At 71.8% G+C, this 19,036-nt stretch carries 23 protein-coding genes; 11 read left to right on the plus strand and 12 right to left on the minus strand.

Annotated elements, in window-relative coordinates:
• The first annotated feature begins 57 nt into the window (after positions 1-57).
• Both ACZ4MF_RS23675 and ACZ4MF_RS23680 read left to right on the plus strand, forming a co-directional pair.
• Positions 58-1,209 (plus strand): glutathione-independent formaldehyde dehydrogenase, encoded by a 1,152-nt coding sequence (locus ACZ4MF_RS23675; RefSeq protein WP_467493906.1) that lies wholly within the window; start codon positions 58-60, stop codon positions 1,207-1,209.
• Positions 1,210-1,301: 92 nt separating this feature from the next.
• Complete coding sequence (locus ACZ4MF_RS23680) at positions 1,302-2,018, plus strand: TVP38/TMEM64 family protein (RefSeq protein WP_467493907.1); 717 nt, start codon at positions 1,302-1,304, stop codon at positions 2,016-2,018.
• Between the two features lie 3 nt (positions 2,019-2,021).
• Here ACZ4MF_RS23680 and ACZ4MF_RS23685 read toward each other — a convergent pair whose 3' ends face one another.
• Positions 2,022-3,191: a thiolase family protein gene (locus tag ACZ4MF_RS23685; RefSeq protein ID WP_467493908.1), complete on the minus strand. Its 1,170-nt coding sequence runs from the start codon at positions 3,189-3,191 to the stop codon at positions 2,022-2,024.
• A 98-nt stretch (positions 3,192-3,289) separates the two neighbouring features.
• Between ACZ4MF_RS23685 and ACZ4MF_RS23690 the strand changes: the two genes are divergently transcribed.
• From ACZ4MF_RS23690 to ACZ4MF_RS23700, 3 genes are all read left to right on the plus strand, one after another.
• Complete coding sequence (locus ACZ4MF_RS23690) at positions 3,290-3,769, plus strand: winged helix-turn-helix transcriptional regulator (RefSeq protein ID WP_467493909.1); 480 nt, start codon at positions 3,290-3,292, stop codon at positions 3,767-3,769.
• A 111-nt stretch (positions 3,770-3,880) separates the two neighbouring features.
• Complete coding sequence (locus ACZ4MF_RS23695) at positions 3,881-4,756, plus strand: undecaprenyl-diphosphate phosphatase (RefSeq protein ID WP_467493910.1); 876 nt, start codon at positions 3,881-3,883, stop codon at positions 4,754-4,756.
• Between the two features lie 99 nt (positions 4,757-4,855).
• Positions 4,856-5,035 (plus strand): hypothetical protein, encoded by a 180-nt coding sequence (locus tag ACZ4MF_RS23700; RefSeq protein ID WP_356030012.1) that lies wholly within the window; start codon positions 4,856-4,858, stop codon positions 5,033-5,035.
• A 26-nt stretch (positions 5,036-5,061) separates the two neighbouring features.
• Here ACZ4MF_RS23700 and ACZ4MF_RS23705 read toward each other — a convergent pair whose 3' ends face one another.
• The gene (locus tag ACZ4MF_RS23705) at positions 5,062-5,622 is read right to left on the minus strand and encodes a hypothetical protein (RefSeq protein WP_467493911.1); all 561 of its coding nucleotides are present in this window, start codon (positions 5,620-5,622) and stop codon (positions 5,062-5,064) included.
• 148 nt (positions 5,623-5,770) lie between these two features.
• On the opposite strand from ACZ4MF_RS23705, the gene ACZ4MF_RS23710 reads away from it, so the two are divergent.
• Positions 5,771-6,274: a nuclear transport factor 2 family protein gene (locus ACZ4MF_RS23710; RefSeq protein WP_467493912.1), complete on the plus strand. Its 504-nt coding sequence runs from the start codon at positions 5,771-5,773 to the stop codon at positions 6,272-6,274.
• Positions 6,275-6,325: 51 nt separating this feature from the next.
• Positions 6,326-7,894: an apolipoprotein N-acyltransferase gene (gene lnt, locus ACZ4MF_RS23715; RefSeq protein ID WP_467493913.1), complete on the plus strand. Its 1,569-nt coding sequence runs from the start codon at positions 6,326-6,328 to the stop codon at positions 7,892-7,894.
• Here the strand turns inward: lnt and ACZ4MF_RS23720 are convergent.
• Positions 7,809-8,723: a Gfo/Idh/MocA family protein gene (locus ACZ4MF_RS23720; protein WP_467493914.1), complete on the minus strand. Its 915-nt coding sequence runs from the start codon at positions 8,721-8,723 to the stop codon at positions 7,809-7,811. The genes lnt and ACZ4MF_RS23720 overlap by 86 nt on opposite strands.
• A gap of 137 nt (positions 8,724-8,860) precedes the next feature.
• Between ACZ4MF_RS23720 and ACZ4MF_RS23725 the strand changes: the two genes are divergently transcribed.
• Positions 8,861-9,376, plus strand: coding sequence for a DinB family protein (locus ACZ4MF_RS23725; protein ID WP_467493915.1), 516 nt, complete (start codon positions 8,861-8,863; stop codon positions 9,374-9,376).
• Between the two features lie 115 nt (positions 9,377-9,491).
• Positions 9,492-9,968: a hypothetical protein gene (locus ACZ4MF_RS23730; protein ID WP_467493916.1), complete on the plus strand. Its 477-nt coding sequence runs from the start codon at positions 9,492-9,494 to the stop codon at positions 9,966-9,968.
• A gap of 101 nt (positions 9,969-10,069) precedes the next feature.
• Here ACZ4MF_RS23730 and ACZ4MF_RS23735 read toward each other — a convergent pair whose 3' ends face one another.
• The 7 genes from ACZ4MF_RS23735 to ACZ4MF_RS23765 form a co-directional block, all read right to left on the minus strand.
• Positions 10,070-10,534 (minus strand): hypothetical protein, encoded by a 465-nt coding sequence (locus tag ACZ4MF_RS23735; RefSeq protein WP_356030003.1) that lies wholly within the window; start codon positions 10,532-10,534, stop codon positions 10,070-10,072.
• 106 nt (positions 10,535-10,640) lie between these two features.
• The gene (gene ung, locus ACZ4MF_RS23740) at positions 10,641-11,327 is read right to left on the minus strand and encodes a uracil-DNA glycosylase (protein WP_467493917.1); all 687 of its coding nucleotides are present in this window, start codon (positions 11,325-11,327) and stop codon (positions 10,641-10,643) included.
• 108 nt (positions 11,328-11,435) lie between these two features.
• Positions 11,436-13,031, minus strand: coding sequence for an ABC transporter substrate-binding protein (locus tag ACZ4MF_RS23745; RefSeq protein WP_467493918.1), 1,596 nt, complete (start codon positions 13,029-13,031; stop codon positions 11,436-11,438).
• Between the two features lie 191 nt (positions 13,032-13,222).
• Positions 13,223-13,984, minus strand: coding sequence for an SDR family oxidoreductase (locus ACZ4MF_RS23750; RefSeq protein WP_467493919.1), 762 nt, complete (start codon positions 13,982-13,984; stop codon positions 13,223-13,225).
• Between the two features lie 30 nt (positions 13,985-14,014).
• Positions 14,015-14,776, minus strand: coding sequence for a 3-oxoacyl-ACP reductase FabG (fabG, locus tag ACZ4MF_RS23755; RefSeq protein WP_362821386.1), 762 nt, complete (start codon positions 14,774-14,776; stop codon positions 14,015-14,017).
• 159 nt (positions 14,777-14,935) lie between these two features.
• On the minus strand, positions 14,936-15,385 hold the full coding sequence (locus ACZ4MF_RS23760) for a DUF3037 domain-containing protein (RefSeq protein ID WP_362821387.1): 450 nt from the start codon (positions 15,383-15,385) through the stop codon (positions 14,936-14,938).
• Positions 15,382-16,158 (minus strand): HipA family kinase, encoded by a 777-nt coding sequence (locus ACZ4MF_RS23765; protein ID WP_467493920.1) that lies wholly within the window; start codon positions 16,156-16,158, stop codon positions 15,382-15,384. The genes ACZ4MF_RS23760 and ACZ4MF_RS23765 overlap by 4 nt, the downstream gene beginning before the upstream one ends.
• A gap of 161 nt (positions 16,159-16,319) precedes the next feature.
• Between ACZ4MF_RS23765 and ACZ4MF_RS23770 the strand changes: the two genes are divergently transcribed.
• A complete protein-coding gene (locus tag ACZ4MF_RS23770) occupies positions 16,320-16,835 on the plus strand; it encodes a Rieske (2Fe-2S) protein (protein WP_467493921.1) in 516 nt (171 codons plus the stop codon).
• Between the two features lie 6 nt (positions 16,836-16,841).
• On the opposite strand, the gene ACZ4MF_RS23775 is transcribed toward ACZ4MF_RS23770, so the two are convergent.
• Complete coding sequence (locus ACZ4MF_RS23775) at positions 16,842-17,486, minus strand: cysteine hydrolase family protein (RefSeq protein WP_467493922.1); 645 nt, start codon at positions 17,484-17,486, stop codon at positions 16,842-16,844.
• 84 nt (positions 17,487-17,570) lie between these two features.
• On the opposite strand from ACZ4MF_RS23775, the gene ACZ4MF_RS23780 reads away from it, so the two are divergent.
• A complete protein-coding gene (locus ACZ4MF_RS23780; protein WP_467493923.1) occupies positions 17,571-18,041 on the plus strand; it encodes a pyridoxamine 5'-phosphate oxidase family protein in 471 nt (156 codons plus the stop codon).
• A gap of 56 nt (positions 18,042-18,097) precedes the next feature.
• Here the strand turns inward: ACZ4MF_RS23780 and ACZ4MF_RS23785 are convergent, their stop codons facing one another.
• Positions 18,098-19,000 (minus strand): LysR family transcriptional regulator, encoded by a 903-nt coding sequence (locus ACZ4MF_RS23785; RefSeq protein WP_467493924.1) that lies wholly within the window; start codon positions 18,998-19,000, stop codon positions 18,098-18,100.
• Positions 19,001-19,036: the final 36 nt, after the last annotated feature.

A 19,036-nucleotide genomic window follows, 5' to 3' on the forward strand; every position in this document is an offset into this window, starting at 1 on the left:
GACGGTGAAGCGGGCACGCCCGGCCATGCTCCGGCGTTCGACGCGGAGGTGACACAGATGAAAGCCGTCGTCTACGAACGGCCTTTCAGCGTGCGGGTGAAGGACGTCCAGGATCCTTCGATCCAGCAACCCAACGATGTCCTCGTACGGGTCACGTCGTCCGCCATATGCGGCTCGGACCTGCACATGTACGAGGGCCGCACGGCCGCCCGGTCGGGCATCGTCTTCGGGCACGAGAACCTCGGCGTCATCGAGGAGGTCGGCGGCGGCGTGACCTCGCTGTCCGTGGGCGACCGGGTCGTGATGCCGTTCAACGTGGCCTGGGGATTCTGCAAGAACTGTCTCGCCGGGAAGACCGGATTCTGTCCGACGGTCAATCCCGGATTCACCGGCGGGGCCTGCGGCTATGTGGCGATGGGCCCGTACGAGGGCGGCCAGGCCGAGCTGCTGCGGGTGCCGTTCGCCGACTTCAACCGTCTGAAGCTGCCGCCGGGCGAGGAGTTCGAGACCGACTTCGTGCTGCTCGCCGACATCTTCCCGACCGGCCACCACGGCTGCGAACTCGCCCAGGTGTCGCCCGGCGAGAGCGTGGCCGTCTACGGCGCCGGGCCGGTGGGGCTGATGGCCGCGTACTCGGCGCCGCTGCGCGGTGCGGCGAAGGTCTTCTCGGTCGACCGGGTGCCCGAGCGGCTCGCCAAGGCCGAGCAGATCGGGGCGATCCCCATCGACGTCACCAAGGGCGACCCGGCGCAGCAGATCAAGGAGCAGACGAACGGAGAGGGCACCGACAAGGGCGTGGACGCCGTCGGCTACCAGGCCCAGGCGCACGACGCCAGCCACGAGGAACCCGCGATCGTCCTCAACGAACCGGTCGAGACGGTCCGGCCCACCGGCACGCTCGGCGTGCCGGGGCTGTACGTGCCCTCGGACCCGGCCGGTCCCGACGAGCACGCCAAGCACGGCCAACTGCTGGTCTCGATCGGGAAGATGTGCGGGAAGGGCCGGCAGATGGGCACCGGCCAGTGCAACGTCGAGCGGTACAACCGCCAGCTGCGCGACCTGATCATCGCCGGGCGGGCCAAGCCCGGCTTCGTGGTCTCGCACAAGCTGCCGCTGGACCAGGCACCGCTCGCGTACGAGACGTTCGACCAGCGGATCGAGGGCTACACCAAGGTGGTTCTGCACCCCGGTCACGCGCTCGCCGCCTGAGCACGCGCGCGTGACCGCCGGGTCCGGGCACCGAGGGCGCCCGGACCCACCCGTGGCGGCGATCACCCGCGTACGTCGGTTAATGTCACCGGATGCTCGACGCCGATCCCGCCGGCACCGCGACGGCCGCTCCCGGACTCGCCGCGCGCTGCACGCGCGCGCTGCTGTCCCCGTACGCCCGGCTGTCGCTGCTGCTCGCGCTGCTCGCCGGGGCCGGTGCGGGGGTCCTGGTCTTCGAGCCGCAGCGGCTGCTGGCCCAGGGCTGGCCGCCGCAGCTCGGCGGCGCCGCGGCGGCCGTGGCGTTCGCGGCGGCGTACGGGCTGTGCACGGTGGCTTTCGTGCCGCGGCCGTTGCTCAACCTGGCGGCGGGGGCACTGTTCGGCTCCCCGCTGGGGCTGGCGACGGCGCTGGCGGGCACGGTGCTCGGGGCCGGTGTGGCCTTCGGGCTCGGCCGGCTCCTCGGTCAGGACGCGCTGCGTCCGCTGCTGCGGGGCCGCTGGCTGAGGGCGGCCGACGGGCAGCTGAGCCGGCACGGGTTCCGCTCGATGCTTGCGGCGCGGCTGTTCCCGGGGGTGCCGTTCTGGGCGGCGAACTACTGCGCGGCCGTCTCCCGCATGGGCTGGTGGCCGTTCCTGCTGGCCACAGCCGTCGGGTCGGTCCCGAACACCGCCGCCTACGCGGTCGCCGGCGCCCACGCCTCGGCACCGACCTCCCCCGCCTTCCTGATCGCGATGGCCTCCATCGCCGTACCGGCGCTGCTGGGCACGGTGGTGGCCTGGCGCAAGCGGCACCACTGGCGCGGCCGATAGCGGTCAGACCCCTTCGAGGATCATGGCGTTGGCGAGTCCGCCCGCCTCGCACATGGTCTGCAGGGCGTAGCGGGCGCCGCGCTCCCGCATGGCGTGGACCAGGGTGGTGGTCAGCCGGGTGCCGCTGGCGCCGAGGGGGTGTCCGAGGGCGATGGCGCCGCCGTGCGTGTTGACCCGGGCGAGGTCGGCGCCGGTCTCCTGCCGCCAGGCCAGCACCACGCTCGCGAAGGCCTCGTTGACCTCGAAGAGGTCGATGTCGTCGATGGTCAGCCCCGCCCTGCGCAGCACCTTCTCGGTGGCCGGGACGACACCGGTGAGCATCAGCAGCGGGTCGGAGCCGGTGACGGCGAAGCTGCGGAGGCGGGCGAGCGGGCGCAGGCCGAGGCGGGCGGCCGTCTCGCCGGAGGTGATCAGGACGGCGGAGGCGCCGTCGTTGACCGGGCTGGCGTTGCCCGCCGTGACGTTCCACTCGATCTGCGGGAAGCGTTCGGCGAAACCGGGGTCGTAGTAGGCGGGCTTGAGACCGGCGAGGATCTCCGGAGTGCTGCCGGGGCGTACGCACTCGTCGCGGCTGACTCCGTCGAGCGGGGCGACCTCGGCGTCGAAGAGGCCGTTCTCCCAGGCGCGCGCCGCCTTGTGGTGCGAGGAGACGGCGAACTCGTCCATCTGCGCGCGCGTGAGGGACCACTTGGCGGCGATCAGCTCCGCGCTGACGCCCTGCGGGACCAGGCCCTCGGGGTAGCGCTCGGCGACGCCCGGCCCGAACGGGTCTTTCCCGGCGGGCACGTTGGACCACATCGGCACCCGGCTCATCGACTCCACCCCGCAGGCGACCACGAGGTCGTAGGCGCCGGAGACGACGCCCTGCGCGGCGAAGTGCACGGCCTGCTGGGAGGAGCCGCACTGGCGGTCCACGGTGGTCGCCGGGACGGACTCGGGGAACCCGGCCGCGAGGACGGCGTACCGGGTGGTGTTCATGGCCTGCTCGCCGACCTGGTCGACGGTGCCGCCGATGACGTCGTCGATCAGCGCCGGGTCGACGCCGGAGCGCTCGACCAGGGTGCGCAGGGTGTGGGCGAGGAGCTGCACGGGGTGCACGTGCGCGAGGGAGCCGTTCGGCTTGCCCTTGCCGATGGGGGTGCGTACCGCTTCGACGATCACCGCGTCGCGCATGGCGGAGGCCTCCTTGGCCGGCTACCAGTGAGTAGGAAATCCGAACTCACCATAGCGCGACGAGTTGGAAAATCAAACCCTCCTCTAGACTGGCCCTCATGGCCGAACGGAAGACCACGCACGACTCGCGCCCCTGCTCCATCGCCGACGCCCTCGCGCTGGTCGGCGAGAAGTACTCCCTGCTCGTCCTGCGCGAGGCCTGTCTGGGCAACGGCCGCTTCGACCAGCTGGTACGCAACACCGGCGCCCCGCGCGACATCCTGGCCACCCGGCTGCGCCGGCTCGTGGACGCCGGGATCCTCACCAAGCGCCTCTACAGCGAGCGCCCGCAGCGCTTCGAGTACCGGCCCACACAGGCGGGCCTGGAGCTGGAGCCGGTCCTGATGACCCTGAAGGAGTGGGGCGACCGCCACATCCGGGGCGGCACCGACCTGCCCATGGCCGTCGAGCACGCCTGCGGCCACGTACTGGTCCCGGTCGTCACCTGCCGGGCCTGCGGCGACGAGGTGCGCCACGAGGACCTGACGGCCCACCCTCAGGCGCCGGGCTGGACGATCACGGGCCCTATCGCCTCGTAACCTCACGGGAAGCACACCCAGCCCCTGTTTCCACGCTGTCACCCGGGCCCGCTACGCTGCCCTCGTCATTTGATCACTTCTTTACCCGACAGCACTGGACGCATTACCTTCATGCCTTGGTTCGAATCCCTCATCCTCGGACTCGTCCAGGGGCTGACCGAATTCCTGCCCGTCTCCTCCAGCGCGCATCTGCGGCTGACCGCGGCGTTCTCCGGCTGGGAGGACCCCGGCGCGGCCTTCACGGCGATCACCCAGATCGGCACGGAGACCGCCGTACTGCTCTACTTCCGCAAGGACATCGGGCGCATCGTCTCGGCCTGGTTCCGGTCACTGTTCGACAAGGCGATGCGCCGGGACCAGGACGCGCGGACGGGCTGGCTGGTGATCGTCGGCTCGATCCCGATCGGCGTGCTGGGTCTGACGCTCAAGGACCAGATCGAGGGCCCGTTCCGGGATCTGCGCGTCACCGCGACGACGCTGATCGTGGTCGGCCTGGTCATCGGTGTCGCCGACCGGCTGGCGGCCCGCGACGAGACCGGCGGCCGGCACCGGGCGCCCAAGCAGCGCAAGTCCCTTCAGGACCTGGGCGTCAAGGACGGTCTGGTCTTCGGCCTGTGCCAGGCCTGCGCCCTGGTTCCCGGTGTCTCCCGCTCCGGCGCGACCATCGGCGGCGGTCTGTTCATGGGCTACCGGCGCGAGGCCGCGGCCCGCTACTCGTTCCTTCTCGCCGTCCCGGCGGTGCTCGCCTCGGGCGCGTTCGAGGTGAAGGACTCGGTGACCGAGGGCCATGTGGCGTGGGGCCCGACCCTGTTCGCGACGGCCATCGCGTTCGCGTCGGGATACGCGGTGATCGCATGGTTCATGAAGTGGATCTCCCACCGGAGCTTCATGCCGTTCGTCTGGTACCGCGTGGCCCTCGGCGTCGTCATCGTCGCCCTGGTCGCGGCGGGCGTACTGAGCCCGCACGCGGCCGAGCCGGCGAGCTGAGCGCGGCGCCGCGCGGCGCGCGGCCGCGGTGACCAACCCCATAGGTTCTGCGTAGCCGGGCGGTAGCGCAGTGTCAGTGCTTGCCCCTAGGCTGTCCGCATGTCCCGCGAATTCCCGACCTCTGGTTCCGTGCGGTCCGCCGCCGAGGTGAACGAGCAGATCCGGGCACTCTGGCTGCGCGCGGGCGGCACCCTGTCCGCCCAAGAGCGCGAGGAGTACGAGCTGTTGGTGGTCCAGTGGGCCACGGCGATCCGCGCGGAGGTCATCGAGGCCGCCTGAGCCGGCCCGCGGCGGGGTCGCCGCGCTCACCCACCCTTTGCGTCGCGGGTCCACAGGGACAGATCGCTGCTCGTCGCCACGGCAAGGGTCCGACCGGAGGGCGAGAATCCGGCGGCACGGAGTTCGGAGTAGTGGGAGTGGAAGATGTGCCACCAGCGCTCCCCGTGCGGACCGGAGTGCGGCAGACCGCCGTCGCGAGAGAGCAGGACACGCTCGTTCGGCCAGGCCGGGGCGACCACCTCCAGCCTCCAGCCGTCTCCCCCGGAAGTGTGCAGCCCTCCTCCGAAGAGGCCGGCGATGCGCACCCTGCTTCCGGCGACCGGTCCCAGCCCGGGACACCACAGCGCGGGATCCGCGTCGGGGCCGCTGTCCTCGGGGTCCGCGTCACGATCCCGCGCGATCTTCTCCCCCGTGACGGCGTCGAAGAGGCCGTGCCCGTCGTGCGAGACGACCATCACCACGTCCTGGCCGGTGCCCGGGTGCGACGCGAATCCGATCCCGAGAAGTCCGCCGACCGGGGCGTACGCGATGCGCCGCCAGGGCTCGGGCGCCTCTACCACCGGGGCGGCGAGAAGCCTCTGCCTCATCGCCTCCTGGTAGGGGGAAAGCTCCGGCTCTCGGCCCGGCCGATCGACCGGAGGCTCGTTCTTCGTCCACTTCGTCACCCAGCCATGATCCCCGAATAAACCCGTTCGTCCTCTTGGCACTTCACCCGCCATGCCCAACACTGTGCCGATGACCCAGCGCGCGGAGCTCGCGACCGTGATCGACCGGCTGGCCGTGGACGAGGTGATCACCGCGTACGCCGTGGCGGTGGACGACGGCGACTGGACGGCGTACCGGCGGCTGTTCACACCGGACGGCCGCGCCGACTACCGCTCGTCGGGCGGCATCGAGGGCCCCGCGCCCGGGATCGCCGACTGGCTCGCCGAGAACCTGGCCCTGTTCCCCGTGCGCCAGCATCTGATCGTCAACCGCCGGATCCGCTTCGGCGTCCTGGACCACGACACGGGCGACACCGCCCGGGTCCGGGCCGACTATCTGAACCCCATGTGCTTCACGGCCGCCGACACCCCCACGCCACCGGATCTGGTGTGCGGCGGCCGCTACGACTTCGGGCTCGTGCGCACGGCGGAGGGCTGGCGCCTGCACCGGGTGGCGGTCGAGGAGAAATGGCGCAGCCTTTCGGCCAAGGTGACCGCGGCCCCGCAGGGAGGCTCACCAGGCCCCCTGTCCTAGATCGCTCCCCCAGCGCACACTGGAGACGCAGGCCGGGTAGGGAGGGTCCACATGAGGACGATCGATCACTGGCTCACCTCCCCCTGGCGCCGCTCGACCGTCGCCGCGCTCGCCGGAGCCCTGCCCGTCCTGGCCTTCCCGGCCCCCTCCCTCTGGTGGTTCGCCTACGTCGCCCTGGTCCCCTGGATCCTGCTGGCCCGCTCGGCGCCGACCGGGCGGCGGGCCGCGTACGACGGCTGGAGCGGCGGCTTCGGCTTTCTGCTGGCCGTGCACCACTGGCTGCTGCCGAGCCTGACCGTTTTCCTCTTCGTGATCGCCGCCCTGCTGGGCGCGCTCTGGGCGCCCTGGGGCTGGCTCGTGCGCCGCTTCCTGGGCGGGCGGCCCACGGCGGGCCGGGGCGGCGCCGCGCTGCTGGTGCTGCCGTCGGCCTGGCTGATCGTGGAGCTGGTGCGGTCCTGGCAGGGCCTCGGCGGGCCGTGGGGGATGCTCGGCGCCAGCCAGTGGCAGGTCTCCCCCGCGCTGCGGCTGGCCTCGGTGGGCGGGGTGTGGCTGCTCAGCTTCCTGATCGTGGCCGTGAACGTGGCGGCGGCCGTGCTGGTCTCGGTGCGCGAGGCGCGGGTGCCGGCGGTGGCCTCGCTGGTCGCGACGGCCGCCGCGACCTCCGCCGCGTGGGCGTGGGCGCCCCGCCCGGAGGTGGCCGGGCACGTCAGGATCGCCGTCGTACAGCCGGGAATCATGGACGGCGGCGACAAACGGTTCGACCGCGAGGAGCAGCTGACCCGGCAGCTGGCCGGGCAGGACGTCGGCCTGGTCGTGTGGGGCGAGTCCAGTGTCGGTTTCGACCTGGGCGACCGGCCCGACCTGGCCCGCCGGATCACCGCGCTGTCCCGGACGGTCGGCGCGGATGTGCTGGTCAACGTGGACGCCCGCCGCTCCGACCGGCCCGGCATCTACAAGAGCTCGGTGCTGATCGGCCCGAACGGCCCGACGGGCGACCGGTACGACAAGATGCGGCTCGTGCCGTTCGGCGAGTACATACCGGCCCGCTCGCTGCTCGGCTGGGCCACCTCGGTCGGCAGGGCGGCCGGCGAGGACCGCAGGCGGGGCACCCGGCAGGTCGTGATGGACGTCGGACACGGGCTGCGGATCGGCCCGCTGATCTGCTTCGAGACCGCGTTCCCCGACATGAGCCGGCATCTGGCCGAGGACGGCGCCGACGTCCTGCTCGGCCAGTCCGCCACCTCCACCTTCCAGGGCAGCTGGGCGCCGGAGCAGCACGCCTCGCTGGGCGCGCTGCGGGCCGCCGAGACCGGCCGCCCGATGGTGCACGCGACCCTCACCGGGGTCTCGGCGGTCTTCGGGCCGAGCGGGCAGCGCCTGGGCCCCTGGCTCGGGACCGACGCGAACACGGCCCGCGTGTACGACGTACCGCTGGCGCACGGTGTCACGCCGTACGTCCGCTACGGCGACTGGCCGGTGGGCGGCGCCCTGCTGGTGCTGGCCGCCCTGGGCGCGACGGAGGGGGCGAGGGCGCTCAGGCTGCTGCGGCGGAACGGTCCTGGACGGCTCGTACCAGCCGCTCGCACAGCTCATGGGTCGCCAGTGCGTCCCGTGCGCTGAGCACCCTGCCCGCGCGTACGGCGTCGAGGAAGGCGAGGACCGCCTGCTCGATGCCGCGCTGCCGGGCCACCGGCACCCAGTCGCCGCGCCGACGCACGGTCGGCTGGCCCTTGTGGTCGATCACCTCGGCGAGGTTGAGCACCTGGCGCTTGGTGTCCTGCCCGGAGACCTCCAGGATCTCCTCGGCGGAGCCGCTGAGCCGGTTCATCACGCCGAGCGCGGTGAAGCCGTCCCCGGCGAGCTGGAGCACGATGTGGTGCAGCAGCCCGCCCTCGGTCCGGGCGCGCACGGTCACGTCGTCGACCGTGCCCGGCACCAGCCACCGCAGGGTGTCGACGACATGGATGAAGTCGTCCAGGATCATCGAGCGTGGCTCCTCGGGCAGCCCGATCCGGTTCTTCTGCATGAGGATCAGCTCGCGCGGATGGTCCAGGCACTGCGTGTACCCGGGCGCGTAGCGGCGGTTGAAGCCGACGAAGAGGGAGACCCCGCGTTCCTCCGCGAGGCCCACCAGCCGTTCGGAATCGGCCAGTTCGTAGGCCAGCGGCTTGTCCACGTACGTCGGTACGCCCGCCTGGAGGAGCCGGGTGACGATCTCGGGGTGGGCGGCGGTCGGTGCGTGCACGAAGGCCGCGTCGAGGCCGGCGGCGAGCAGGGAGTCGAGCGTGGTGTGCCGCCGCTCGTCCGCCAGGTGGAGGCTGCCCGCGACCCGGCCGAGGGTGGCGGGTGTCCGGGTCTGGAGGTGGAGGTCGATCCCGGGCTGCGTGGCCAGCACCGGCAGGTAGGCCTTCTGCGCGATGTCCCCGAGTCCGATGCAGCCGACCTTCACGTGTGCTCCCTGTCTCGCCTGCCCGCGCGTGCTTCCTCGGCAGCATACGGGGGCCGCCGGCCGGCGATGCCGTCGAAGCCGCGCGGGAGCCGGGAAACCGCTGGTGGGGTGGGATGGACCGGGGGAGGATACGGGGCATGACGACGACCGAACGCCGAGAGCCCGAGCAGACCGCCGGTGAACGCGCCATGCTGGAGGGCTGGTTGGAGTACCACCGGCAGACGCTGGCCGCCAAGTGCGAGGGCCTGACGGACGAGCAGTTGCGCACCGCGTCCGTGCCGCCCTCCGAACTGTCGCTGATGGGGCTGGTGCGGCATCTGGCCGAGTGCGAGCGCGGCTGGTTCCGCAAGGTGCTGACGGGCGACGATCCGGGGCCGATCTACTACACGGACGAGGACGAGGACGGCGACTTCCACGTCACCGAGGCCGACACCTGGCAGGAGGCGTACGCGACCTGGCAGGCCGAGATCGAGACCGCCCGGCGCAACGCGGCCGGCTTCGGGCTCGACGATCTGTCCGTGGGGAAGAGCAGGTTCAGGGACACGCCGTTCAACCTGCGCTGGATCTACACCCACATGATCGAGGAGTACGCCCGGCACAACGGCCACGCCGACCTGATCCGCGAGCGGATCGACGGCGCCACCGGAGACTGATCGTCACCTTCGGCACCCCGGAACCCTCCGTACGGGGCACGAGATCACCCGCGCGGGGGCCTCGACCTCGGCTCCTTCGTGCCAAAGCGGGCGTCGAACCAGCAGAGTTGCCCAGGTGCATCGAACGACCACCACCGCAGCGCTCCTCGTCAGCGTGGCCCTCTCGGCCCTCTCCGGCTGCGTGACGGTACCGCGCCCGGTGACTCCGGCACCGCCGCCGGACACGGCCCCCACACAGCCGACGGCACCCCGGCCGGACGGCAGCGTGGTGCCCCGGGTGATCCAGGCCCCGGCCCAGCAGGCCCTGGAAATGGCGGGCTCGCCCCGGCGGCCGAAGCACAGGGAGCACGCTGCCCCACGGCATACGGCCGAGGCCGCACCGATCGCACCCCGGCCTCGCGCGGCCGAGCCCGCTCCCCCGCACCCCCGCACCCACCCCGAGCACCGGCACCTCCCCCCGCACACCGACACCCCCGACTTCCCCGGCCCGGCCCAACAGGCCCCGGACGTCTGTGCCCTGGGCAGGAAGTACGGCGGCTGGCAGGGGGACAGCCCGGCGGCGCGGATCTGCGAGCGGACGTACGGCCGCTGACACCGTCGCAGCCTCGGCCGCGCTGTTCCCCGCCGCCCGGGGCATCTCCACCGGCTCCGCCGCCCTGGCCCGGTCGGTCCACGTCCGGGGCCGGGCAGGGCCTACTCCCCCAGCCGCAGTTCCAGTCGCCTGATGGCGGCCCGCACCCCGTCGCCGTAGCGGTCGTCGGAGAGGGCGCCCGCGGCGCGCCGGGCGCGGCGCACATGGCTGCGTGCGGCGTCCGCTCGGCCGAGCTTCACGTAGTCGGCGGCGAGATTGAGGTGCAGGGACGGAAGGAAACCGCGGACGCGCGCCGGTTCACCGTCGCCGCCGTCGGCCAGTTCCTCGGCCGCCGTCAACGCCCGCAGATCCCAGGCCAGTTCGTCCCCCGGGTCGTCCTGGGTGTCGGCGAGATAGTGGGCCAGGGTGCACCGGTGCAGCGGGTCCCCCGACTCCCCGATCTCCGCCCACAGCGCGAGGAAGCGACTGCGCGCCTCCTCGCGGTCGCCGCCGTGGTGCAGCATCACGACCTGCCCGATGCGCGTCAGCACGGCATCCGGTGCCACCTGCTCCTGCCGCTCCGCCACCGCGTCCTCCGGGCACTCGTCGACTGTCCGGTCCCGACGCTAACCGGCCGCGGCGGCAATCCCGGGCAGGCGGCCCCGTACGGCACGGGACCGCCCGGACGGCCGGTCAGTCCTTCAGGTTGGGGATGGTCCAGTCGATCGCCTCGTGGCCCTGCGCCGCGATCGCGTCGTTGATCTGCGTGAACGGGCGCGAGCCGAAGAACTTCTTCGCGGACAGCGGCGAGGGGTGCGCGCCCTTGACCACCACGTGCCGGGTCTCGTCGATCAGGGGCAGCTTCTTCTGCGCGTAGTTGCCCCACAGGACGAAGACGGCCGGGTCCGGGCGCGAGTCCACCGCGCGGATCACGGCATCGGTGAACTTCTCCCAGCCCTTGCCCTTGTGCGAGTTGGCCTCGCCGGCCCGGACGGTGAGCACCGCGTTGAGCAGCAGGACGCCCTGCTCGGCCCACGGCATCAGATAGCCGTTGTCCGGGACGGGCAGGCCCAGCTCCGCCTGCATCTCCTTGTAGATGTTCCGCAGCGAGGGCGGGGTCTTCACACCCGGGCGGACCGAGAAGCACAGGCCGTGGCCCTGGCCCTCGCCGTGGTACGGGTCCTGGCCGAGGACGAGGACCTTGACCTTGTCGTACGGCGTGGCGTCGAGCGCGGCGAAGACCTCGTCGCGCGGCGGATAGACGGGACCGCGCGCCCGCTCTTCCTCGACGAACTCGGTCAGCTCCTTGAAGTAGGGCTGCTGGAGCTCGTCGCCCAGAACCCCGCGCCAGGATTCGGGCAGCATGGCGATGTCGGTCACGTCAACGTCCTCACGGTGTCGATCAATTACGGCCGAAGCCGACGTGCGGTCACTTCCAGGCTTCAGAACCTACAGGCGACCACTGACAACGGGCACATGAAGACCGGTTCACCAGCTGGTCTTGCGGTGCAGCATCCACATCATCATGATCGTCGACGGGTCGAGGGCCTGCTCGCCGCCGGAGATGTCGTCGCTGGCCGCGACGTACTGCCGGCCCTGCCACAGCGGGATCAGCCGGGCGTCGTTCACCATGATCTGCTGGGCCTGCTCCAGGTCCTTCACAGTCTGGGCGCGGTCGCTCTCCGCGCGCGAGTGCGGCAGCAGCTTGCCGGTGATCTCCGGGGACGGGTACGGGGTGCCGAGCGCGTTGTGCTCGCCGACGAACGGGGCGATGAAGTTGTCGGCGTCGGGGAAGTCCGGGAACCAGCCGCGGCCGAACACCGGGTACTCGCCCTTCTGGTAGCCGACTACGAAGGTCTTCCAGGGGCGGCCCTGGAGCGTGACGGTGAACAGCCCGGAGCCCTCCAGCTGTCGCTTCAGTTCCTGGAACATCAGGGCGGTCTCGGAGCCGTAGCGGTCGGTGGTGTACCAGAGGGTGAGCGGGACGCGCTGGTGGATGCCCGCGTCGGTGAGGATCTTCGCGGCCCTGGGGACGCTCGGGTCGCCGAAGTCGTCGAAGAAGCCGGTGGTGTGGGCGGTCAGGCCCTTGGGGACCATCGAGTACAGCGGGTCGACGGTGTCCTTGTAGACCTTGTGCGCGATGGCGGCCCGGTCGACGAGCTGGGCGACCGCCCTGCGGACGGCGGGCTCCCTGGCCCAGGGGTCCTTGGGGTTGAACACGAGGTAGCTGATGTCGGTGCCCGCGCCGTCGACCAGCTGCAGGTTGGCGTTGCCGTGCTGCTGGAGGGTGAGGATGTCGTCGGCGGCGAGGCCGCGGTAGGTGACGTCGATGCGCTTGTCCCGCAGTGCCTTGACCATCTCGGCCGAGTCCTGGAAGTAGCGGATGGTCACCGCGTCGTTCTGCCGCTCGGCGAAGCCGTGGTAGCTGCCGTTGGCGGCGAGGACGGCCCGCTCGCCCTCCGTGTAGGAGCGCAGGGTGTACGGCCCGGAGCCGTTGACCACGGTGTCCTTGCGCAGGGAGCGCGCCGGGTAGTCGTTCGGGTCGACGATCGACATGGCAGGGGTGGCCAGCACGAACGGGAAGGTGGCGTCGGACTGGTTGAGGTGGAACACGATCTCGCGGTCGCCGAGCGCCTGCACCCGGTCCAGGCTGCCGAGCAGTCCGGCGGGACCGCCGGGGGCGTCGATGGTGCGGATGCGGTCGACGGAGTACTTGACGGCGTTCGCGTTCAGCGGGTCGCCGTCGGAGAACTTCAGGCCCGGGCGCAGCTCGCAGCGGTAGGTGCGGCTGCCGGAGTCGGTGAAGGAGCAGCTCGCGGCGGCGTCGGGCTGCGGGGTGGTGGCGCCGTTCGGGTAGGCGAGGAGCGTCTGGTAGACGTTCCGGTACAGCTCCCAGGAACCGTCCCAGGCGCCCGCCGGGTCCAGCGCGCTGGGCGCGCTGGTGGTCCCGACGACGATCGGGCCCTTGCCGTCACCGCTGCCGCCGGACAGCATTCCGCAGCCGGCCGCCAGGGACAGGGACGCGATCGCCGCGACGACACGCAGGCTTCTGTTCCGGCTTCGGTTCCGGTTGAACACGCGCACGCTCCTCGATCCGCCGTACCAAGGGTCGGCAGACCATACCGCAGCGTTCGATCCTCTGAACCTCCCCTGGATCAAGGGTTCTTGATCGAAAAGACGATGACGAATCGATGACGACGTTGTCAGTTCGCTGTGCGGACCCGATGAGCGTTCCGGGCGCCGATCCGTCCGAAAATCGGCGCCCGGACCGTGGCTCAGCCCACGCCGGCGTTGAGGAAGATGCCGCCGTCCACGACGAGCGTCTGGCCGGTGATCCAGTCGGACTGCGCGGAGGTGAGGAAGGCCGCGGCCCCGCCGATGTCGGAGGGCACGCCGAGCCGCGCGAGCGGGTAGGCGGCGGCGGCCTCCTCCTCCCGGCCCTCGTACAGGGCCTGCGCGAACTTGGTCTTCACGACGGCCGGGGCGATCGCGTTGACCCGCGCCTTCGGCGCGAACTCGTGCGCCAGCTGCTGGGTCAGGTTGATCATCGCGGCCTTGCTGACGCCGTAGGCGCCGATGAACGGCGAGGGCGCGAGGCCCGCGACCGAGGCGATGTTGACGATCGCGCCGCCGTTGTCCTTCTGCCAGGCGTGCCAGGTCTTCTGGGCGAAGCCGAGCGCGGAGATCACGTTGGTCTCGAAGACCTTGCGGGCGACGTCCAGGTCGAGGTCCGCGATGGGCCCGAACACCGGGTTGGTGCCCGCGTTGTTGACCAGGTGGTCGAGGCGGCCGAAGGCCTCCATGGTGCGCTCGACGGCCTCGGCCTGGTGGGCGAGGTCGTGCGCCTTGCCGGCGACGCCGATGACGCGTTCGGCGCCGAGCTTGTCGACGGCCTCCTTCAGGGCGTCCTCGTTGCGGCCGGTGATGCACACGCGGTCGCCGCGGGCGACCAGTGCCTCGGCGACGCCGTAGCCGATGCCGCGGCTCGCGCCCGTGACGAGGGCGACCTTGCCGGACAGCTCCGGGAGTTCAGTCATGTCGGTGTTTCCCCAGGTCCTCAGGGTTGCTTAGTCGAGCGGTCCGCCGGCCACGTACAGCACCTGGCCGGAGACGAAGCCGGCCGCCTCGCCGGTGAAGAAGGCGATGGCGTTGGCGATGTCCTCGGGCTCGCCGACGCGCTGCACGGGGATCGCGCCCGCGGCGGCCTTCTTGAAGTCCTCGAAACCCATGCCGACGCGGTCGGCGGTGGCCTTGGTCATCTCGGTGGCGATGAAGCCGGGGGCGACGGCGTTGGCGGTGATGCCGAACTTGCCCAGCTCGATGGCGAGGGTCTTGGTGAAGCCCTGGAGTCCGGCCTTGGCGGCCGAGTAGTTGGCCTGGCCGCGGTTGCCGAGGGCCGAGGAGGAGGACAGGTTGACCACACGGCCGAAGCCCGCGTCGACCATGTGCTTCTGGACGGCCTTGGTCATCAGGAACGAGCCGCGCAGGTGCACGTTCAGGACGGTGTCCCAGTCGGAGACGCTCATCTTGAACAGCAGGTTGTCACGGAGCACGCCCGCGTTGTTGACGAGGATCGTCGGGGCGCCCAGCTCCTCGACGATCCGGGCGACGGCCGCCTCGACCTGTGCCTCGTCGGAGACGTCCGCGCCGACCGCGATGGCCTTGCCGCCGGCGGCGGTGATCTTCTCGACGGTGTCCTTGCAGGCGGCCTCGTCGAGGTCGATCACGGCGACCGCGCGACCCTCGGCGGCCAGCCGTACGGCGGTGGCGGCACCGATGCCGCGCGCCGCGCCGGTGACGACCGCGACCCGCTGTTCAGTGGTGGACATTGCTTCTCCTCGCCCTTGAGAGAACCTGACGGGGCCCTCGCTGAGAGAGCCCCTGGTGCGGTGAGCGACCGCTTAGTACCTTCAGTACAGGTGACGCTAGAAGCCCTGGCACCCGGTGTCAACGGCGCGCCGGGTGCGTGTGATCCATTACCTGACCCGTCACCTCACCAGGAGGTCGAGCAAGCGCTCGGTCTCGGCCGCCGGGTCGGTGGTCAGCCCGGTGTGCACCGGGCCGGGCTGGACGACGGTGGAACGGGGCGCGATCAGCCAGCGGAAGCGGCGCCCGGCGTCGTCCCGGGCCGCCTGTCCGGCCCCCTCGCCGCCCGCGCAGTGGAGCTCGATCGCGCCGAGCGCGGCCCGGATCCCGGCCACGTCGGCCGCCGGGTCGAGGGCGAGCAGCCGGGCCTCGTCCAGATGGGTGCGGGCGCCGACGTAGGCCGTGGCCCGGCTGTAGACGACCACGCCCGCGTTGATGCACTCGCCGCGCTCCACGCGGGGTACGACCCGCAGCAGCGCGTACTCGAACACGTCCCGGTCGCCGCCCTGGCCCGCCCGCGTGATGTGCCGCTCGACGACGTGCCCGGCCATGTGGATGTGCGTCTCGCTCACTTGCCCTCCTCGAAGCCGGAGCCGATGCCGGTGATGCGCTCGGCGATGACGGCGGCGCGGGCGAGCAGCGGCCGTGCGTAGGCCCGGCGCAGGTCGTCCGGGGTGTCGAAGCCGGGCTCGTCGGCGAGCCAGGCGTCGGGGATCTCGGCGGTGACCTCGGCGAGCAGGTCCTCGGTGACCCGGGGCGCGAGGTCGGCCGCGGCGGCGGCGACGTCCGGTGCGAAGCGGGCGAGGGTGTGGTCGCGGGCGTCGTAGGGACGGGCCGCGGAGGCCTCGGCGGAGGGCCAGTTGTGGTGCCAGATCATCGTCGCTCCGTGGTCGATGAGCCACAGCTCGCCCCGGTGCACGAGGAGGTTCGGATTGCGCCAGGACCGGTCCACGTTGTTGATCAGCGCGTCGAACCAGACGATCCGGCCGGCCTCCCGCGGGCTCACCGGGAAGGCGAGCGGGTCGTAGCCGAGGGCGCCGGAGAGGAAGTCCATGCCGAGGTTGGCGCCGCCGCTGGACCGCAGCAGGTCCTGCACCTGCTGCTCGGGCTCGCCGAGTCCGAGCACGGAGTCCAGCGCGATGGTGACCAGCCGGGGCATCCGGAACCCGAGGCGCCGGGCGAGTTCGCCGCACACCACCTCGGCGACCAGGGTCTTGCGGCCCTGTCCGGCTCCGGTGAACTTCATGACGTAGGTCCCGAAGTCGTCGGCCTCGACGAGCCCCGGCAGCGAGCCCCCCTCACGCAGCGGCGTGATGTAGCGGGTCGCGGTGACTTCCTTGAGCATCGCCCCAGGCTACTGGGGCGATGCCGACAGCTCACGGACAGCTCTGGCTTACGGCCGTCTCATGCCCCGGCCGCGAGGATCTGGGCACCCGTCTGAACGGGTGGTGCCCGAGCGCCGTACCCCTGGACGGATCACGAGAAGCTCCGCGGAAGGGAATCCACATGAGCACCGCAACGCCCCAGCCGTCCGCCGGCCCGGCCCGTCGTACCGTCGTGGCGGCGGCCGGAGCCGCGGGTCTCGCCGCCGCGCTGACCGCCTGCGGTTCGAGCGACGACAACGCGTCCAGCACGACCGGCACCGGGTCCGGATCGACCGGTACGACGGGCTCGACCGGGGCCGCCGCCACCGGCGGGGCGTCCGCGTCCTCCGGGTCGTCCCAGAACGGCGGCGGCACCGCGCTCGCCAGGACCAGCGACATCCCCGAGGGCGGCGGCAAGATCTTCAAGGACCACGGCGTGGTCGTGACCCAGCCGACGGCGGGCACGTTCAAGGCGTTCTCGGCCAAGTGCACCCACCAGGGGTGCGCGGTGGGCAGCGTGTCGGGCGGCGTCATCGTCTGCCCGTGTCACAACAGCCACTTCTCGGTCGCGGACGGCAGCGTGAAGCAGGGTCCCGCGACCCAGCCGCTGGCCGCCGAGAAGATCAGTGTCTCGGGCGAGAACATCACCCTGGCCTGAGCCGGTTCAGCCGCGCCGGCGCGGCCGTTCCAGGCAGCCGATCACCTCGTCGGTGGTCGCGACCGTGGCGACCAGCGCGAGGGTGTGCCGGATCATCGCGGGGGTGTACTCGGCAGGCACCCCCGCCACCGCGTCGGCCGGGACGACGACGGTGTAGCCGAGGTTGACCGCGTCGAACACCGCGTTGGGTATCGCCACGTTGGCGCTGACCCCGGTGACGATCAGCGTGCGGCAGCCGAGGTTGCGCAGCAGGGCGTCGACCTCCGTGCCGTGCACCGGGGACAGCCCGTGCAGCCGTCGTACGACGATGTCCTCCTCGGTGACCTCGATCGGCGGCGCGACCCGGACGGCGGTGCTGCCCGCCAGCTGCCGCACCGGAAGCCGCTCGGCGGCCCGGAACAGCCGGGCGTTGCGGTTCGCGCCCCGGCCGTCCGGGCGGCGCTCGGCGATGGCGTGGATCACCTGGACCCCGCTCTCGTGGGCGGCGGCGACCAGCCGGGCGACCTTGTGCAGGGCACCGGAGGAGCGGGCCTCGCGGGCGAGTTCGGGCAGCGCGCTGTCCGGGCCGACGACCCCCTGCTGGCACTCCACGGTGAGCAGGACGGTGCTCGCGGGGTCGAGGAGCTCGCTGAGCTGTGCGTGCGACGGCATACCCATTTCCTTTTCTGACGACTTGTCAGAGGATCACCGGGACACGATAGTTCGCCGAGACGGCGTGGGAGAAGAGGGGGCCGCATGACCGTGACCGATCAGCGCCGGGGCCGCAGGATCATGATGACGCCCGGTGAGCTGGACGCGTTCCTGACCGCGCAGCGCACCTGCCGGGTGGCGACCGTCTCGGCGGACGGCGCGCCGCACGTCAGCGCGCTGTGGTTCGCCTGGGACGGCACCTCGCTGTGGCTGTACTCGGTGGTGCGCAGCAGGCGCTGGACCCAGCTGCGCCGCGATCCGCGCGTGGCCGTCGTGGTCGACTCGGGCGAGGAGTACGACCAGTTGCGCGGGGTCGAGCTGGCCGGCCGGGTGGAGTTCGTGGGCGAGGCACCGCGTACGGGCGAGCTCTGCGCCGAACTCGACACGGCCGAGACGCTGTTCGCGCGGAAGAACTTCGGCCTGGACGAGATGCCGCACGACGGCCGGCACGCCTGGGTCCGGCTGACCCCGGAGAAAATCGTCTCCTGGGACTTCACGAAGCTGGGCGCGGTGTAGGGCCGTTGGGCGATGCACACGTCCGTTGGGCCGGGCGCAGTGCTCAGTGCACCGGCTCAATGCACCGACCGTGCCGCCGTGCGCAGGGCCTCGACCGCCGCCCGGATGGAGGGGCGGCGGTCGGCGTCCGCGCGCCAGACGACGTACACATGGCGGCGCACCCGCTGGACCAGAGGCACCAGCACCACTCCCTCCGGCACCGGGCGGCGGCCCAGGCGCGGGGCGATGCACACGCCCAAACCGGAGGCGACGAGGCCGAGTTGGGTGTGGGTCTCGCTGGCGCGGTGACCGACGATCGGCTCGATGCCCTTGGAGCGCAGGGTGAAGGTGAGCCACTCGTGGCAGAACTCGCCCTCGGCCCAGGTGATCCACTCGTCGTCGGCGAACTCGGCGAGGTCCACCTCGTCCCGGTGGGCCAGCGGATGGTCCGTCGGCATGGCGACATCGGCCGGGTCGTCCAGCAGCGGCGCCTTGACCAGGCCGTCGGGCACCGGCATCGGCTTGTTGTACCAGTCCAGGACCACCGCGAGATCGAGGTCACCGCGCACGACACCGGCGATGCCCTGCTCCGGCTCCAGCTCGCTGGAGCGCACGCGCAGCCCGGGGTGCTGGGCCCGCAGCGTGCCGAGCGCGTCCGGGAAGAGCCCGCGGGCGGCGGTCGGGAACGCCGACAGCCGCAGCTCGCCGACGACCTGCCCGCGCTGCGCCTCCAGATCGGACTCGGCCAGCTCGACCTGCGAGAGGATCCGGCCCGCGTGCTCCGACAGCAACCGGCCGGCGTCCGTGAGCCGCACTCCCCGGCCGTTCTTGGCGAGGAGCTGCTGGCCGACCTCCCGCTCCAGCTTGCCCAGTTGCTGGGAGACAGCGGACGTGGTGACGTGCAGCGCCTCGGCGGCGGCGCTGACCGAGCCGTGCCGGGCGAGGGCGTCCAGGGTGCGCAGGCGCTCAAGGTTCAACATGTAAGCGAGTCTAAGAGGTACTGCGTGATAAATCTC

This window comes from Streptomyces sp. NPDC025793, from assembly GCF_055558375.1.

Coding starts and splice junctions, on each gene's coding strand:
- ACZ4MF_RS23675 (WP_467493906.1), top strand. CDS start 58: ATGAAAGCCGTCGTCTACGAACGGCCTTTCAGCGTGCGGGTGAAGGAC.
- ACZ4MF_RS23680 (WP_467493907.1), top strand. CDS start 1,302: ATGCTCGACGCCGATCCCGCCGGCACCGCGACGGCCGCTCCCGGACTC.
- ACZ4MF_RS23685 (WP_467493908.1), bottom strand. CDS start 3,191: ATGCGCGACGCGGTGATCGTCGAAGCGGTACGCACCCCCATCGGCAAG.
- ACZ4MF_RS23690 (WP_467493909.1), top strand. CDS start 3,290: ATGGCCGAACGGAAGACCACGCACGACTCGCGCCCCTGCTCCATCGCC.
- ACZ4MF_RS23695 (WP_467493910.1), top strand. CDS start 3,881: ATGCCTTGGTTCGAATCCCTCATCCTCGGACTCGTCCAGGGGCTGACC.
- ACZ4MF_RS23700 (WP_356030012.1), top strand. CDS start 4,856: ATGTCCCGCGAATTCCCGACCTCTGGTTCCGTGCGGTCCGCCGCCGAG.
- ACZ4MF_RS23705 (WP_467493911.1), bottom strand. CDS start 5,622: ATGAGGCAGAGGCTTCTCGCCGCCCCGGTGGTAGAGGCGCCCGAGCCC.
- ACZ4MF_RS23710 (WP_467493912.1), top strand. CDS start 5,771: ATGACCCAGCGCGCGGAGCTCGCGACCGTGATCGACCGGCTGGCCGTG.
- lnt (WP_467493913.1), top strand. CDS start 6,326: ATGAGGACGATCGATCACTGGCTCACCTCCCCCTGGCGCCGCTCGACC.
- ACZ4MF_RS23725 (WP_467493915.1), top strand. CDS start 8,861: ATGACGACGACCGAACGCCGAGAGCCCGAGCAGACCGCCGGTGAACGC.
- ACZ4MF_RS23750 (WP_467493919.1), bottom strand. CDS start 13,984: ATGACTGAACTCCCGGAGCTGTCCGGCAAGGTCGCCCTCGTCACGGGC.
- fabG (WP_362821386.1), bottom strand. CDS start 14,776: ATGTCCACCACTGAACAGCGGGTCGCGGTCGTCACCGGCGCGGCGCGC.
- ACZ4MF_RS23765 (WP_467493920.1), bottom strand. CDS start 16,158: ATGCTCAAGGAAGTCACCGCGACCCGCTACATCACGCCGCTGCGTGAG.
- ACZ4MF_RS23770 (WP_467493921.1), top strand. CDS start 16,320: ATGAGCACCGCAACGCCCCAGCCGTCCGCCGGCCCGGCCCGTCGTACC.
- ACZ4MF_RS23775 (WP_467493922.1), bottom strand. CDS start 17,486: ATGCCGTCGCACGCACAGCTCAGCGAGCTCCTCGACCCCGCGAGCACC.
- ACZ4MF_RS23780 (WP_467493923.1), top strand. CDS start 17,571: ATGACCGTGACCGATCAGCGCCGGGGCCGCAGGATCATGATGACGCCC.
- ACZ4MF_RS23785 (WP_467493924.1), bottom strand. CDS start 19,000: ATGTTGAACCTTGAGCGCCTGCGCACCCTGGACGCCCTCGCCCGGCAC.